Annotated in this window: 11 protein-coding genes; 6 read left to right on the top strand and 5 right to left on the bottom strand. The window is 47.1% G+C overall.

Annotated elements, in window-relative coordinates; all coding sequences use genetic code 11:
* The first annotated feature begins 26 nt into the window (after positions 1–26).
* Entirely contained in the window at positions 27–1,109 is a 1,083-nt protein-coding gene (locus tag I2F54_RS07900; RefSeq protein WP_195500911.1) for a phosphotransferase enzyme family protein, read from the top strand.
* A 23-nt stretch (positions 1,110–1,132) separates the two neighbouring features.
* Positions 1,133–1,834, top strand: a complete 702-nt coding sequence (locus I2F54_RS07895) for a carbohydrate-binding family 9-like protein (RefSeq protein ID WP_410518263.1) — start codon at positions 1,133–1,135, stop codon at positions 1,832–1,834.
* Positions 1,835–2,144: 310 nt separating this feature from the next.
* Here I2F54_RS07895 and lpxA read toward each other — a convergent pair whose 3' ends face one another.
* The 4 genes from lpxA to I2F54_RS07875 all read right to left on the bottom strand — a co-directional run bounded on the left by lpxA (position 2,145) and on the right by I2F54_RS07875 (position 9,118).
* Positions 2,145–2,912, bottom strand: a complete 768-nt coding sequence (gene lpxA, locus I2F54_RS07890) for an acyl-ACP--UDP-N-acetylglucosamine O-acyltransferase (protein ID WP_009120240.1) — start codon at positions 2,910–2,912, stop codon at positions 2,145–2,147.
* A gap of 99 nt (positions 2,913–3,011) precedes the next feature.
* Positions 3,012–4,394 (bottom strand): TolC family protein, encoded by a 1,383-nt coding sequence (locus I2F54_RS07885; RefSeq protein ID WP_009120241.1) that lies wholly within the window; start codon positions 4,392–4,394, stop codon positions 3,012–3,014.
* 103 nt (positions 4,395–4,497) lie between these two features.
* Complete coding sequence (locus I2F54_RS07880; protein ID WP_148360078.1) at positions 4,498–7,914, bottom strand: efflux RND transporter permease subunit; 3,417 nt, start codon at positions 7,912–7,914, stop codon at positions 4,498–4,500.
* 28 nt (positions 7,915–7,942) lie between these two features.
* The gene (locus I2F54_RS07875; RefSeq protein WP_009120243.1) at positions 7,943–9,118 is read right to left on the bottom strand and encodes an efflux RND transporter periplasmic adaptor subunit; all 1,176 of its coding nucleotides are present in this window, start codon (positions 9,116–9,118) and stop codon (positions 7,943–7,945) included.
* Between the two features lie 260 nt (positions 9,119–9,378).
* Here I2F54_RS07875 and I2F54_RS07870 point away from each other — a divergent pair, with 260 nt between their 5' ends.
* Positions 9,379–11,343 carry an Ig-like domain-containing protein gene (locus I2F54_RS07870; protein WP_118467524.1) on the top strand — a complete coding sequence of 655 codons (1,965 nt, stop codon included), beginning with the start codon at positions 9,379–9,381 and terminating at the stop codon, positions 11,341–11,343.
* Positions 11,264–12,172: a DUF3108 domain-containing protein gene (locus tag I2F54_RS07865; RefSeq protein ID WP_195500909.1), complete on the top strand. Its 909-nt coding sequence runs from the start codon at positions 11,264–11,266 to the stop codon at positions 12,170–12,172. Before I2F54_RS07870 ends, I2F54_RS07865 begins: the two co-directional genes overlap by 80 nt.
* Here I2F54_RS07865 and I2F54_RS07860 read toward each other — a convergent pair.
* On the bottom strand, positions 12,162–12,566 hold the full coding sequence (locus I2F54_RS07860; RefSeq protein WP_009120246.1) for a hotdog fold thioesterase: 405 nt from the start codon (positions 12,564–12,566) through the stop codon (positions 12,162–12,164). The genes I2F54_RS07865 and I2F54_RS07860 overlap by 11 nt on opposite strands.
* A 187-nt stretch (positions 12,567–12,753) precedes the next feature.
* On the opposite strand from I2F54_RS07860, the gene I2F54_RS07855 reads away from it, so the two are divergent.
* Both I2F54_RS07855 and I2F54_RS07850 read left to right on the top strand, forming a co-directional pair.
* Positions 12,754–13,953, top strand: coding sequence for a glycoside hydrolase family 88 protein (locus I2F54_RS07855; protein ID WP_118467522.1), 1,200 nt, complete (start codon positions 12,754–12,756; stop codon positions 13,951–13,953).
* Positions 13,950–15,500 carry a sulfatase family protein gene (locus I2F54_RS07850; RefSeq protein ID WP_022217785.1) on the top strand — a complete coding sequence of 517 codons (1,551 nt, stop codon included), beginning with the start codon at positions 13,950–13,952 and terminating at the stop codon, positions 15,498–15,500. The genes I2F54_RS07855 and I2F54_RS07850 overlap by 4 nt, the downstream gene beginning before the upstream one ends.
* Positions 15,501–15,526 lie beyond the last annotated feature (26 nt).

Genomic DNA, 15,526 nt, shown 5'->3' with positions numbered 1-15,526 from the left:
TATCATAAATTAATCTATTTATTATCATGAAAGACCTTTTATCTATCGTATCTCATTTTCAATTGCAGGGTACAGTTCAAGAAATCAAGCCTTTAGGGGCTGGCCTTATTAATGACACCTATAAAGTAAGCACGCTCGGAACCGATACCCCCGATTACGTATTGCAGCGTATCAATCATGCCATCTTCCAAAATGTGGAAATGTTGCAGGCCAATATCGATGCCGTAACCACTCATATCCGTAAGAAACTGGAAGAGAAAGGCGAGAAGGACATTGAACGTAAAGTGTTGCGTTTCCTTCCCGCCGATACCGGAAAAACTTATTGGCATGACGGAGAGAATTATTGGCGTGTCATGGCGTTTATTCCCAATGCCAGGACATACGAAACGGTCGACCCCGAATATTCGTATTATGCAGGTGTAGCTTTCGGCAATTTCCAGGCCATGCTTGCCGATATTCCCGATGAGCTGGGCGAGACGATTCCCGATTTCCATAATATGGAATTCCGCCTGAAACAACTTCGCGATGCCGTGGCGGCCGACGCTGCCGGACGTGTAAAGGAAGTACGGTATTTTCTGGATGAGATAGAGCGTCGTGCCGATGAAATGTGCAAGGCGGAACGCCTGCATCGCGAAGGCAAGCTGCCCAAACGCGTTTGCCATTGCGATACGAAAGTCAATAATATGATGTTTGATGAAAACGGCAATGTCCTTTGCGTCATCGACCTCGATACCGTAATGCCCAGCTTTGTCTTTTCTGATTTTGGCGATTTCCTGCGTTCGGGAGCCAATACAGGACTGGAAGATGATAAAGACCTCGCGAATGTGAACTTCGATATGGAAATATTCAAGGCGTTCACAAAAGGTTATCTGGAGTCGGCCAAATCTTTCCTGCTGCCGATAGAGATAGAGAACTTGCCCTATGCTGCCGCTCTGTTCCCCTATATGCAGTGCGTACGCTTCCTTGCCGATTATATCAACGGCGATACATATTATAAGATTCAATATCCGGAACATAACCTGGTACGCACGAAGGCGCAATTCAAACTGCTTCAAAGCGTAGAGGAACATACTCCGGAAATGCAGAAATTCATAGCTTCATGCATTTAAAGAGGTATATAATGGCGGCGATGATGGGCTGCTGTGTCTTGCCCTTATTCGCGTTAACTCCCAAAAATAAGACAATGAAAGAACTGGATGTCAAGAAAGTGAGTATGGCAAATATACCGGTAGAAGCGGTGCCTGCTCTGTTGGATGAAGAAAAAGTGGCTTTTCAGCCGATTAGTACGGTGAACTGGGCGGCATATCCATATTGCCCGGACGTTAAATTCCGTATTGCCCATACGGACAATGCTATCCTGATTCACTATAAAGTGAAAGAGGCCAGCGTACGCGCGGTCGCGGGCAAAGACAACGGACCGGTTTGGGAAGATGCCTGTGTGGAGTTCTTCTCCATTCCTGCCGGAGACGGAGTATATTACAATATGGAATGTAACTGTGCGGGGCGGCTGCTTGTCGGCGCGGGAGCCGGACGCTCCGATCGCCGGCATGCGTCGCAGGAAATTCTTGATAAAGTGCAACGTTGGTCTTCCTTGGGGCGTGAGGATTTTGAGGAACGGGTAGGAGAATGCAGCTGGGAGGTGGCCTTGGTAATACCTTATTCCGCTTTCTTTATGCATAACATTACCTCATTGGACGGTAAGACTATCCGTGCCAATTTCTATAAATGCGGTGATAAGTTGCAAACTCCCCATTTTCTGTCATGGAATCCCATTGATTTGGAAAAACCGAACTTCCACTGTCCGGAATTTTTTGGAGCGTTACGCTTTGAATAAAGTATAAGGTGGCAATCGCCACTTTCCCTGTTAAGAACTTGCCGTACCGGGATGGAAAGTCCGTTCCGATGCCATGCAATCTTAAAACAAAGCTTTTATTCTTATAAATTAGACTTTGGTTTATAAGAATAAAGCTTTGGTTTTTATAAATGAAACTTTTATTCTAAGATTGCGTAGCAGCCATAAGTACTTTGCGATATGGGGAAATATACTTTTACCCGGTCGCATCCCAATAAAAAAAGAGTGTAGCGAATTCGCCGGGGAACGGCGTTCGCTACACTCTGTATGTTCTTTCCTTATGTACCGGAGGCTACTTTACAATACCTTTCGAGTCGCGGATAAAGTTGATGATGTTATGTATTTCGTCGCTCATCGGAACCTGATCTTCGATTTTCTGCAAAGCGTCCTGTATGCTGAAGTTTCCCTGATACACCAGGCGGTACGCATTTACGATATGACGCAGGATACGCTCGGTAACCTGATGCTTGTGTTGGAGTACCACCGCATTGATACCGTGATATTCTGCCGGATTACCGTTCATAATAACATAAGGCGGTACGTCTTTCGAGATGCGGCAACCTGCCTGAATCAATACCCAACTGCCGATGTGGCAATTCTGATGCAGGATAACGTTACTGCTCAGGATTGTACAGTCGTCTATGCGGCAGTCGCCTGCCACCGTGCTCTTAATTCCCAGTACGCAGTGATTGCCTATTTGCACGTCGTGGCAGAGGTGAACACCGTCCATTAGATAGTTATTATCGCCAATGCGCGTACATCCGCTTTCGTGCGTGGCACGGCTGATAACCACATTTTCACGAATGTCGTTGTTGTCACCGATAATCAACCGGCTTGCTTCGCCTGTGTAATGAAAATCTTGCGGTTCACTACCCAGTACGGCGCCATGATGTACCTTATTTCCTTTACCTAAGCGAGTACCCTTGAGGATACTTGCATTTGACATAATCACGCAGTCATCACCGATTTCCACATCTCCTTCGATGTAAGCGAAAGGCTGAATGGTTACATTCTTACCGATTTTTGCGGCAGAATCTACAGATGCTAATGGACTAATCATAAGTAATTAGTTATGAGTTATAAGTTATGAGTTATTAGCTATGAGTTATGGGAGATGAGCCGTCAAGAATAACTTATAACCCATAACTCATAACTGATATTATTCTCTCCCACCGCCCAACGCTTGATACAGGCTGATTACAGACTGCATGCGGTCGAAGGTGTCGGCCACTTCCGAAAGCTGCGCGCTGAGGTAGGACTGCTCGGCGGACAGGACTTCCAAATAGGTTGACGTGCCTAAGTTAAACAATTCTTTTGTATCTTCCGCAGCTTTACGGGCAGAATTCACTTGAATTTCGCGTGAAACCGCTTTATCCGAAGTCATCTGGTATTGATACAAGGCGTTGCTTACCTCATTTCCGGCTTGGAGCAGTGTGGTTTGGAATTGGATTTTAGCTTGTTCTTCCTGTGCTTTGGCCTGTTTCAGACGGGCGATGTTGGCGCCGCGGTAGAATAAAGGCTGCGTCAGCGAACCGATGGCGGATGCCAGCAGCTTGCCCGGATTGACGATGGCGGAACCGGCACTGTTGGTCCAGCCGGCGGAACCGCTTAAAGTAATCTGCGGATAGAATGCGGCGCGTGCGCTGTTGGTGTCGTAATAGCTTGCGGCCAACGACATTTCGGCGGCCTTCACATCAGGGCGGTTGGACAACAGTTGCAAGGGAATGCCTGTGGAAAATTCAGACGGCAGTTGTTGTTCCTCCAATGCGCCGCGTGCAATGCTTTGCGCCGGTTGGTTCAGCATCAGGCATAGTGCGTTCTCCGTTTCGCGAATGCTTTGGCGTATATCGGGCAGGGAAGCCAGTACTTGCGCATAGGCGGTACGGCTTTGCTCTACGGCCGCGCTGTTTGCCATAGCGGCCTCTTTCATTGCTTCTACGGTCTCGAGGTTACGTTTCAGAATGTCACAAGTCGCTTCGCTGATTTGCAGCTGACGGTCGAGCATCAGCAATGTATAGTACATGTTGGCTACGTTGGCAATCACCTGCGTCTGTACGGCTTGCTCATAGAACTGCGTCTGTTTCAGGGAAACCTGCGCCTTGCGCTTGGGATTCAATAACTGGCCGAACAGGTCTATCTGCCAGCTTGCAGTAACCGGAAGCGAATAGGTTTGCGTAGCCTTACCCTTATCCCAGCTGCTGACCGTTCCTTGCGGAGAGAGAGACAGCATCGGAGCATAAGCCAAACGTGCGGACATCAATGCAGCCTGAGCCTGTTTTACGGTCAGTGCCGCACTGCGCAAGTCGGGATTGTTGATTAACGCCTGTTCGATAAGCGCCTGCAACCGGGCGTCTGTAAACACTTCCTTCCAGGGTAGATTACCGAAATTGGCGGTATCTGCGGCAAGCGTATCGCCACCGGCGACGGTGTCGCGATACAGACCTTCCACAGTAATATCTTCGGGTCTGTCGTATGATTTGTAGATATGGCAGCTGCTCAATAAAGCAGTTGCGCACATCAGAGTTATTATTTCTTTCTTCATAATCGTTTTTTTTAATGAAGAATGATGAATGAAGAATGAAGAATTACCTTGCAGCGTGCTTGTCGCAGCCAAAATTCTTCATTCATCATTCTTCATTCTGCATTTATTTAGTGTATTGTTCAATCTCAGGTTCTGCATCCGAGTTATCCACATCTTCCCATTCCATCGGTTTCACCTTTTCTTGCAGGTATTGGAAGGCAACGAACAGAGCGGGTACGATGAATATCTGCAATATCATACCGATTAACATACCGCCGATGGCCGAAGTTCCCAATGTACGGTTACCGTTGGCGCCTGCGCCGGAAGCAAACATCAGCGGAAGCAAACCGACAATCATAGCCAGAGATGTCATCAGGATAGGACGCAAACGGGCGGCGGCACCCAGTACGGCAGCCCATGTGATACTCATACCCATCCTGCGGCGGTCGAGGGCAAACTCTACAATCAGAATGGCGTTCTTGGCCAACAGACCCATCAACATGATAAGGGCAATCTGCATGTAGATGTCATTGGACATGGTACCCAGAATCATTTTCAGTGCAGGTATGTTGCCTAAGGAACCTATACCGCTGACAAACAGGAAGCTACCCAGCAAACCGAACGGCACGGAGAGCAGTACGGAGAGCGGAAGGATGTAACTTTCATATTGCGCGCTCAACAACAGGTAGACGAATACGAAGCAGAGTATGAAAATCAAGCCTGTGGTGCTGCCGCTGGTTTCAGCCTCTTCACGCGCCATACCGCCGAGCTCGTAAGCAAAACCTGTCGGCAGATTTTCTTTGGCAACCTCCGCGATGGCAGCCAATGCCTGACCGGATGTGTAACCGCTGGCGGGAGCTACCATCACCTTCATGGATGTGTAAAGGTTGAAACGGCTGATGATATCCGGGCCGTATACCTTCTTGATAGATACGAACTGAGTGATGGGAGCCATCTCGTTGCCGTTGCGCACCTTGATGCTGGAGAGCGATTCCAGGTTCTTGGTTGCGTCCGGTTCGGCTTGAATCATGACACGGTACATCTTACCGAAGCTGTTGAAGTTGGAAGCATACAGACCGCCGAAATATCCCTGCATGGTACTGAGGATGTCACTCGGGCTGAGACCTGCTTTCTTACAGGCGGCCGCATCGATATCCAGCATATACTGCGGGAAGTTGGGGTTGAAACTGGTCTTTGCGGAGTTGATTTCCGGACGTGCTTCCAAAGCGGCGGTATAGTTGTTCACCACATCGAAGAAGTGACTGAGGTCACCGCCGGTTTTATCCTGCATGTTCAATTCGATATCGCTGGATGCGGAGTAACCCGGAATCATAGGCGGAGCAAAGAACAATACCTGCGCTTCCTTGATGATTTTTTGCGCACGCATGAAAAGCGTGGCGTAAACCACCGTTGAATTCTGCATCGTGGAACGTTCTTCCCAGTTCTTCAGCTTGATAATGAGCGAACCGTAAGAAGGTCCCTGACCGCCGATAAAACTGAAACCGGAAATCACCGTACGCGATTCTACCGCAGGGTCGGCCGCCACAAGGCTGTCTACGCGGTCTAATATTTCCATGGCACGTTCTTGCGAAGTACCCGGAGGAAGTGTCACTACACCCATGATGGTACCGGTGTCTTCATTGGGCACCATACCTGTGGGCGTGATGTTCATAAAGACTATCAACAGTACAATGGAACCTGCGACGATGCCGCCGGACAGCCATTTCTTCTGGATGAAGCGAAGTACCTGTTTCTTATATTTACCCAGAATGGAGTCGTAAGATGCATTGAAAGAGTGTTTGAACTTGTCTGTCGTCATACCGGCCAGTGCCAATACGCTGATTACAATCATAACCAGGCAAAGTACGGGATGATTCTCGAAGCTGAACAAACCGAAAATCATACCTAAAATGGCAATTGCGGTAAAGAGCAGTGTCAGACCGGGTCGCATCATTTTACCGATGGAATCGGCATAGCGGGCCACCATGATTTTACGGGCCTCTTTCGTGGCAACGCCTATCCGCTCTTTTATGCCGGCATCACTGTTATGCGGTTTCAGGAAGATGGCGCACAAAGCCGGACTCAACGTCAAGGCGTTCAGTGCGGAGAAACCGATGGCGATGGCCATTGTCAGACCGAATTGGCGATAGAACGTACCTGCGGTACCGCCCATGAAGCTTACCGGCACGAACACAGACATCATCACTAACGTAATGGAGATGATGGCGCCGCCCAATTCACTCATGGCGTCGATAGATGCCGTCCTTGCCGATTTATATCCCTGGTCGAGCTTGGCATGGACACCCTCGACGACGACTATGGCATCGTCCACCACAATCGCGATGGCAAGTACCATGGCCGAGAGGGTCAGCAGGTTGATACTGAATCCGATCAGTTTCAGCACGAAGAACGTCGCGATCAACGCTACCGGAATGGCGATGGCGGGAATCAACGTAGAACGCATATCCTGCAAGAAGATGTATACTACGATGAACACAAGGATAAACGCCTCGATTAAGGTCTTGATAACTTCGTGGATAGAAGCGAACAAGAAGTCATTGGCGCTTTGCGCGATATTGATTTTCAAACCGGAAGGCAACGTTTCGGAAGCCTCGTCAAGTACTTTTTCCAAGTCACTGATGGTCTGTGTGGCATTGGTTCCGGCCATCTGGTATACGATACAAGATACAGCCTTGTGCCCGTTTACCTTATTGTTGAAGTTGTATGACAGACGTCCGAGTTCGATGTCGGCGATGTCTTTCATACGAAGTACTTCACCGTTTTCAAGGGCTTTGATAACGATGTTCTCAAATTCCTCCGGTTGTTGGAGACGGCCTTTATAACGGATTGTGTATTGGAAGCTCTGGTTTCCGCGTTCACCGAACTGACCGGGAGCGGCTTCAATGTTCTGCTCGGCCAATGCACCGGCTATGTCATTAGGTATCAACTTGTACTGTGCCATTACATCCGGTTTCAGCCAGATACGCATGGAGTAGTCCTGACCGAGCACCGTAGCGTCACCTACACCGTTTACGCGTTTTACTTCCGGAATAAGGTTGATGTTGGCGTAGTTTTCAAGGAATTCGATGTCGTATTGGTCTTTCTCATCGTAGATGGAGAATACCATCAACATTGAGGTCTGGCGCTTTTGCGTGGTTACACCGACTTTGGTTACTTCGGCCGGCAGCAGACCCTGAGCCATAGAGACACGGTTCTGTACGTTAACGGCTGCCATATCCGGGTCGGTACCCTGCTTGAAATAAATGGAAATATCGGCGGAACCGTTATTGGAAGCATTGGAGGTCATGTACATCATGTTCTCCACACCGTTGATTTGGTCTTCCAACGGCGCAATGACAGAATTCAACACCGTTTGGGCGTTGGCACCGGTATAGGTAGCGCGTACCGATACCGTTGGAGGTGCAATGTCCGGATATTGGGTGATAGGCAGTGTCGCCAAACCGATAACTCCCAGGATTACTATCAGGATAGAGATTACCGTAGATAGCACCGGACGATTAATAAATCTATCTAATTTCATGTTATTTAGTGATTAGGGGCGTTAAACGTTAATTGAACGCAGTTTGGATATTACCTTCTTTCTGGTCTTTGAGGGCTTTCTGATATTCGGCCTCTTTCTCTTCGGGAGTGATAGGAGTGATGCTTTGTCCGTCTTTGAGGTTCTGTACACCTTCTATCACGATTTTATCACCCGCTTTTAAACCGCCGGTAACATAGAAGTACTTGCCGTCATTCAGGCTGAATACCTGAATTTCGGTATTTTTCAGCGTATTGTCCGGCTGTGCGACGAATACGAACTTCTTGTCCTGTATCTCCGTGGTAGCCGATTGAGGAATCATAATCACGTTCTCCATCGGGTTGGGGAATACCACGTTTCCCGTACCTCCGCTACGCAGAATGTTGTGCTTGTTTGGGAAAAGGGCGCGCATGTTCACCGCTCCTGTGGTTTGGTCGATAACACCGCTGATGGTTTCTACGCGTCCGCTGTCGGCATACATGGTTCCGTCAATCAGCTGCAACTGTACCTGAGGCATTTTTGCCAGGATTTCCTTGATGCTGCCACCCTCGCGTATCAGCGATAGGAGTTGTCTTTCGGTCATAGAGAAGTAAGCGAACATTTCGGAGATATCGGCAACCGTAGTCAGCGGAGTGGCCATGGAGGGGCTTACCAAGCTACCTACACGGTAGGGGATAGTACCTACGATACCGTCACTGGGACTTGTTACGCTGGTATATGACAGGTTGTTCTTGGCATTAACCAGTTGTGCTTCTGCCTGCGCCAGTTGCGCTTTGGTTTGTGCTAATTGGTTTTCGGCCATTTGCAAGTCGTAATCGCTGATGATATTCTTTTGATTCAGCGTACGCTTGTTGTTTACTGTAAGTTCTTGTGTGTTTACAGCGGCTTTTGCGGTTTCAACCGCGGCTTTGGCAGAGTTTACAGCAGCTTGGTACTGCACAGGGTCGATACTGAACAATACTTGTCCTTTACGAACGACGGAACCTTCGTCCACATGCAATTTAGTGATAAAACCACTCACCATCGGGCGAATTTCCACGTCTTGTTTACCTTTAATAGTAGCCGGATAACTGTTTGTCAAGTTAGCAGTGGTAGTTTCTACTGCAATCACTGCAAATTCGGGTGCTTTGCCCGTGCTTTTGTCACCTTGTCCACAACTGCTGAGCAGTGCCAGGCAACATGCCAATAATACTAATCTACTCTTCATACTCTTTTATTCTCTGTATAATTTTGTTCTAGTTAATCTGAAGCTTTTGTGTGTAAATCATAGAAGAAAAAGGATAGCGGTGAAAACTGAATACTCTTGTTTAGTTTTCGGTCGCAAAATTATTCTTTTCTCTGTATATAGGGTGTGAATATCCCTGTTTTTTAACTATGTTTTATATATACTCGGGAGAAATACTTGTTTTTTGATTAAAATACTGTAAAGCATACTGCTAATTGCAGGATAACCTTTATTTTTGCATCATGTTAGATTACAAGCATCATAATACAATGAAACCGTTTGTACGCCGGTTGCTGGGGGCAGTCATAAGTGCGGCTGTTTTATATTCTTGTGCCAGTGTGGGCCGCCTGGAAGGTGGCTCGATTGACGAAGAGCCGCCTCGTTTTGTCACGAGTTCTCCATTGCCGGGCGCTCTCCATAATAAGAAAAGTAAAATATCCATTGAGTTTGACGAGTTTATCAAGTTGGAGAAAGCGAATGAGAAAGTTGTTATTTCACCGCCTCAGGTGCAGCAGCCGGAAATAAAGGCGAACGGCAAGAGGGTAGTGGTCAACCTGCAAGATACGCTGAAGGCTAATACCACATATACTATCGACTTTGCCGATGCTATCCAGGATAATAATGAAGGAAATCCGATGGAGAGCTTTACTTATACGTTTTCTACCGGTGCGGAGCTCGATTCGATGGCTATTGCCGGCACGTTGCTTGACGCGTCGAATCTGGAACCGGTAAAAGGTGTGCTGGTCGGCTTGCATGCCAATCTGGCCGATTCGGCTTTCACGACGTTGCCTTTCGATCGTGTAGGTCGTACGGATAGCCGCGGAAGATTTTCTATCCGTGGAGTTGCTCCGGGTAAATACCGTATTTATGCTTTAATGGATGCCGACCAGAATTTCAAGTTCTCCCAGCCTACGGAAACCATAGCTTTTAATGATTCCATCATTATCCCTTCCATGGAAGAACGTACGCGCCAGGATACTCTCTGGAGAGACTCTTTGACCATAGACACGATTGTAGAGAGAAGATATACTCATTTCTTGCCGGATGATGTGTTGTTGCGCAGCTTCAAAGAAAAGACTTTCTCGCAGCGCCTTATGAAAACAGAACGCCTGACTCCGGAGAAGTTCTCTTTCTATTTTACGGCTCCGGCCGATAGCCTGCCTCTGATGAAAGGGCTGAATTTCGATGAAAAGGATGCTTTTGTCATTGAGCAGACCACCGGACGGAATGATACGATTCACTATTGGATAAAGGATTCTTTGCTTTATCAGCAAGATACGTTGCGGATGAGCCTGACTTATTTGTACACGGATACTTTGAATCAGCTGGTTCCCCGGACAGATACTTTGAGAATGGTATCGAAGGTAAGTTGGAAGAAACTGCAGGATAAGAAACAGGAAGAGAAGGAAAAGGCCGAGAAAGAGAAGAAGAAAAGAAGGAAAAAGGGTGAGGAAGAACCGGAACCGACCCCGTTCCTGGCAATGGATGTATATGCGCCTTCGGCAATGGATGTGTACGATTATATCACATTGAGCTTTACGGAACCGATAGCCGGCTTTAGTGACACCGCCTTGCATGTAAGGCAGAAGGTGGATACGTTATGGCAGGATGTGCCGTTTGATTTCATGCGGGATTCGCTGGATTTGAAACGCTACAACCTGTATGCGGACTGGAAACCGGGTGAAAGTTACGCCTTTGAAGTAGACTCGACCGCTTTTCACGGATTATATGGCTTGTTTACCGATAAAGTGAAGAAAGAGTTCACGGTGAAAAAACTGGAAGAGTACGGGCAGATATTCTTCAATATTACCGGAGCCGATTCTTTGGCATTCGTAGAACTGCTGGATGCCCAAGACAAGGTGGTACGAACTGTGCCGGTCGTGGAAGGAAAAGCCGACTTTTATTATTTGAATCCGGGTAAATATGGGGCCCGGCTCATTAACGATACAAATGGGAATGGCGTATGGGATACAGGTGATTATGCCACCAAACGCCAGCCTGAAATGGTTTATTATTATCCGCAAGTACTGGAATTTAAGGCCAACTTTGATTTGATTCAGGATTGGAACGTGAAAGAAAAGCCGTTGGATAAGCAAAAGCCGGATGAACTGAAAAAACAAAAACCAGATGAAGACAAGAAAAAGAAAAATAGCCGGAACAACCGTAACAACAGCAATCGCAACAGCGGTAGGGGATATAGTTACTAAAAAGCAACGAATCGCGGGATTGCTCTTGCTGGCGGGACTTCTGTGTCTGGGCGGCATGATGCCTGTGAAGGCTCAATGTGTGGCTAAGAATGAGGCGTTCCAATCGGGGGAACATGTAATGTATGATTTGTATTTCAACTGGAAATTTATCTGGAAGAAAGTAGGGCTGGCGAGTCTGACAACGAATGCTACCACTTACCGTTCCCGTCCTGCCTATCGTTTCAATCTTCTTTCTGTGGGCAGTAAGAAAACGGATTTCTTCTTTAAGATGCGTGATACGCTGACCTGCTATGTCAGCGATAAACTCGAACCGCTCTATTTTCGTAAGGCAGCCGAGGAGGGAAAACGCTATACGGTAGACGAGGCGTGGTTCTCGTATAATGACGGTGCGTCTACCGTGAAGCAGAGACGTACCTGGCATAATCCTGTGCGTGAACCGCAGGAAATGGAATACAGTGACAGCCGTTGTATTTTTGATATGCTGAGTATTCTGGCGCAAGCCCGCTCTTACGATCCCAAAGACTATAAGATAGGCGAGAAGATACTTTTCCCTATGGCAACGGGACGCAGGGTGGAAGAACAGACTCTGATTTACCGCGGAAAGGAAGAAATAGAGGCAAACAACGATACAATCTACCGTTGTCTTGTATTTTCTTTTGTGGAATACAAAAAGGGAAAAGAGAAGGAAGTGATTACTTTCTTCGTTTCAGACGATAAAAACCACCTTCCCATACGCTTGGATATGTATTTGAACTTCGGTTCGGCAAAAGCGTTTCTCAAAAGTGTAAGAGGCAATCGTTATCCGATGACTTCCGTGGTTACAAAGTAAAGGGCAATGCGTCCCCCTTTCTGAAAACGCTGGACTCGAATGTGGCTATCAGTTCTCCTTTCTGGTTGGTAACGTCAATCTGATAATATCCGGTAGTGCGTCCGACGTATCGTTCACGGGCTTCGGCGTACAATGTGTCGCCTACACCGCTGCCGCGCAGGAAAGTGATATTGGAAGACAGTGAAAAGGACAGTACGCCGTGAGAGTTGGCGGCTGCGGCCAAAGCGAGGTCGGCTAACGTAAAGAGCGCTCCGCCTTGGGTGCGGTGTCCGGCATTGAGATGTTCTTCCGTAATTACCAGACGCGCTTTGCTATATCCTTCTTTTATTTCTATCAGTTCTACACCGGTTTTACCGGCAAAAAGATCTTTTTTGAAAAACTCTTGTGGAGTCATGGAATTTAGGGATTTAATGGTTAGTGATTCAATGATTCACGGACAGCATAAAGAAAAACAGATGCTTTCCGATGCAAATGTAACAATTTTAGCTTTTAATTGGATGATTTAGGTGGGTCATTTCCGTATAACCGCGCTACATTTGCCATCGAAAAAACGACAACAATTAATAAATAAATCCTTTATTATGAAAACAGCTCTTACTACATTGGGTATTTCCCTTCTTGTTTTGGCAGGTTGTACAGGACAAAAGCAGCCTGCAAATGACTTCATCCAGGAGAATATTGATAATGCAGTGGCACAGGAAATGCTTCAGACGGACATTATCGAGAAATCAGGTAAAATTCTTAATCCGCGTACCATTAATAAGGATGGCAGCATTCATTATGTTCCCATTGATGACTGGTGCTCCGGCTTCTTTCCCGGTAATATTTGGTATACATACGAGTTGACCGGTGACGACAAGTGGTTGCCGCTGGCGGAAAAGTATACGGAAGCCTTGGATTCCGTACAATATCTGACCTGGCATCATGATGTAGGCTTTATGATCGGTTCCAGTTATCTGAACGGATACCGTTTTGCCAATAAAGAGGAATACAAACCTGTAATTATTCAGACTGCCAAATCATTGTCTACCCGCTTCCGTCCGGGTGCAGGCGTTATTCAATCTTGGGATGCCGACAAAGGCTGGCAGGCAGAACGCGGTTGGAAATGTCCGGTAATCATCGACAATATGATGAACTTGGAGTTGTTGTTCGAAGCTACCAAGCTGTCGGGTGACTCTACTTTCTATAATATAGCCGTGAAACATGCCGATACTACCATGGCTAACCATTTCAGGGCCGACAACAGTTGCTATCACGTAGTAGATTATGATCCCGCAACCGGTGAGGTTCGCAAGAAACAGACGGCGCAAGGCTATGCTGATGAATCGTCTTGGGCTCGCGGACAGGCATGGGCTTTATACGGTTATACAATGTGCTATCGTTACACTCACGATTCCAAATATTTGGATCACGCTGAAAAAGTTTATAACTTTATCTTCAATAACAAGAATCTTCCGGAGGATTTGGTTCCTTATTGGGATTACGATGCTCCCAACATTCCGAACGAGCCTCGTGATGCTTCTGCCGCAGCATGTACGGCTTCTGCGCTTTACGAATTGAGTACGTATATTCCTAACAAGGGTTATAAGGAAACAGCAGACCGAATTATGGAAAGTCTCGCTTCTCCGGCCTATCGTGCGGAGGTAGGAACTAACGGCAACTTTATCCTGATGCATTCGGTAGGCAGTATTCCTCACGGCGCGGAAATAGATGTTCCTCTGAACTATGCCGATTATTATTTCTTGGAAGCTTTGATGCGTAAAAGAGATTTGGAGAAATGAGAAATCAATTGAATATATTGTTAGGTGGTTTAGGCTTGTTCGCCTTGCAGGGTTGTAAAGCTCCGCAGGCGGAACAGGCCCGACAACCGAACGTTATTTATGTCTTTCCTGACCAGTACCGTAATCAGGCGATGGAATTTTGGGGACAGGAAGGTTTTCGGGAGAAAGTGAACTTCCGGAATGACCCGGTGCATACCCCTCGTCTGAATGATTTTGCGAGAGAGTCTTTGGTACTGACTTCTGCCATGAGCAACTGTCCGTTGAGTAGCCCTCATCGGGGTTCATTGCTGACGGGAATGTATCCTAACAAGAGCGGTATCCCTTTGAACTGTAATTCGGACCGTCCTATCAGCTCATTGCGCGAGGATGTAGACTGTGTAAGCGATGTATTCAGTAATGCGGGATATGACTGTGCCTATTTCGGTAAACTGCATGCTGACTTCCCGACTCCCAATGACCCCCAGCGTCCGGGAAAATACGTAGAAGACCGTGTACCCGCATGGGACGCTTATACACCGAAGGACCGTCGTCATGGATTTAACTATTGGTACGCTTACGGAACATTCGATGAGCATAAGAATCCGCATTATTGGGACACAGACGGTAAACGGCATGATCCGCGTGAATGGTCTCCGCTGCATGAGTCGGGTAAGGTTGTTTCTTATCTGAAGAATGAGGGAAATGTACGCGACCCGAAGAAACCGTTCTTTATAATGGTAGGTATGAATCCGCCGCATAGCCCTTATCGCTCATTGGACGACTGCATGGAGCAGGACTTCAATTTATATAAGGACCGGCCATTGGATAGCTTATTGATTCGTCCTAATGCTGACCCTACAATGAAGAAAGCGGAAAGCGCACGTTATTATTTTGCTTCAGTTACGGGTGTAGACCGCGCTTTCGGACAGATACTCGATGCTTTGAAGGAATTGGGACTGGACAAAAATACAATTGTAGTCTTTTCTTCCGATCACGGCGAGACAATGTGTAGCCAGCATACGGATGACCCGAAGAATTCCCCGTTCTCCGAGTCCATGAACGTACCGTTCATCGTTCGTTTCCCTGATAAGATTAAGCCCCGTTTGGATGACTTGATGCTTTCCTCTCCGGATATCATGCCTACTTTATTGGGATTGGCAGGTCTGTCCGATTCCATTCCTACGGATGTGCAGGGACGTAACTATGCTCCGCTGTTTTTCAATGAAAAAGCTGATATTGTACGTCCTACGGGCGCTCTCTATATTCAGAACCTGGACGGAAAGAAAGATGCGGACGGTAAAGTTCGTTCTTATTTCCCTTCATCGCGCGGCTTTAAATCGGCCCGTTACACACTGGCGCTTTATATAGACCGTGATAATCGCAAGCTTGTAAAGAGTTTGTTGTTCGATGACGAGAAAGACCCCTATCAAATGAATAATCTTCCGTTAGAGGAGAATAAAGAAGTAGTAAACGAGTTGTGTGCGGAAATGGGGAAAGTCTTGAAAGAGATTGATGATCCCTGGTATAGAGAGCGCATCTTATCTGACATAATACCATACGATAAATAGAAATAACTGTTGTGAAAGGTTGTTGC

It is taken from the genome of Bacteroides clarus (assembly GCF_015555825.1).
Taxonomy (GTDB): domain Bacteria; phylum Bacteroidota; class Bacteroidia; order Bacteroidales; family Bacteroidaceae; genus Bacteroides; species Bacteroides clarus.
Note: the sequence above shows the minus strand (reverse complement) of the source record. Positions and strands in the feature narration are given on the sequence as shown.

What these genes read in the sequence shown, in the direction of transcription:
- I2F54_RS07885 (WP_009120241.1), bottom strand. Translation starts at nt 4,394, where the DNA reads ATGAAGAAAGAAATAATAACTCTGATGTGCGCAACTGCTTTATTGAGC.
- I2F54_RS07900 (WP_195500911.1), top strand. Translation starts at nt 27, where the DNA reads ATGAAAGACCTTTTATCTATCGTATCTCATTTTCAATTGCAGGGTACA.
- I2F54_RS07860 (WP_009120246.1), bottom strand. Translation starts at nt 12,566, where the DNA reads ATGACTCCACAAGAGTTTTTCAAAAAAGATCTTTTTGCCGGTAAAACC.
- I2F54_RS07870 (WP_118467524.1), top strand. Translation starts at nt 9,379, where the DNA reads ATGTTAGATTACAAGCATCATAATACAATGAAACCGTTTGTACGCCGG.
- I2F54_RS07850 (WP_022217785.1), top strand. Translation starts at nt 13,950, where the DNA reads ATGAGAAATCAATTGAATATATTGTTAGGTGGTTTAGGCTTGTTCGCC.
- lpxA (WP_009120240.1), bottom strand. Translation starts at nt 2,912, where the DNA reads ATGATTAGTCCATTAGCATCTGTAGATTCTGCCGCAAAAATCGGTAAG.
- I2F54_RS07880 (WP_148360078.1), bottom strand. Translation starts at nt 7,914, where the DNA reads ATGAAATTAGATAGATTTATTAATCGTCCGGTGCTATCTACGGTAATC.
- I2F54_RS07865 (WP_195500909.1), top strand. Translation starts at nt 11,264, where the DNA reads ATGAAGACAAGAAAAAGAAAAATAGCCGGAACAACCGTAACAACAGCA.
- I2F54_RS07875 (WP_009120243.1), bottom strand. Translation starts at nt 9,118, where the DNA reads ATGAAGAGTAGATTAGTATTATTGGCATGTTGCCTGGCACTGCTCAGC.
- I2F54_RS07895 (WP_410518263.1), top strand. Translation starts at nt 1,133, where the DNA reads ATGGGCTGCTGTGTCTTGCCCTTATTCGCGTTAACTCCCAAAAATAAG.
- I2F54_RS07855 (WP_118467522.1), top strand. Translation starts at nt 12,754, where the DNA reads ATGAAAACAGCTCTTACTACATTGGGTATTTCCCTTCTTGTTTTGGCA.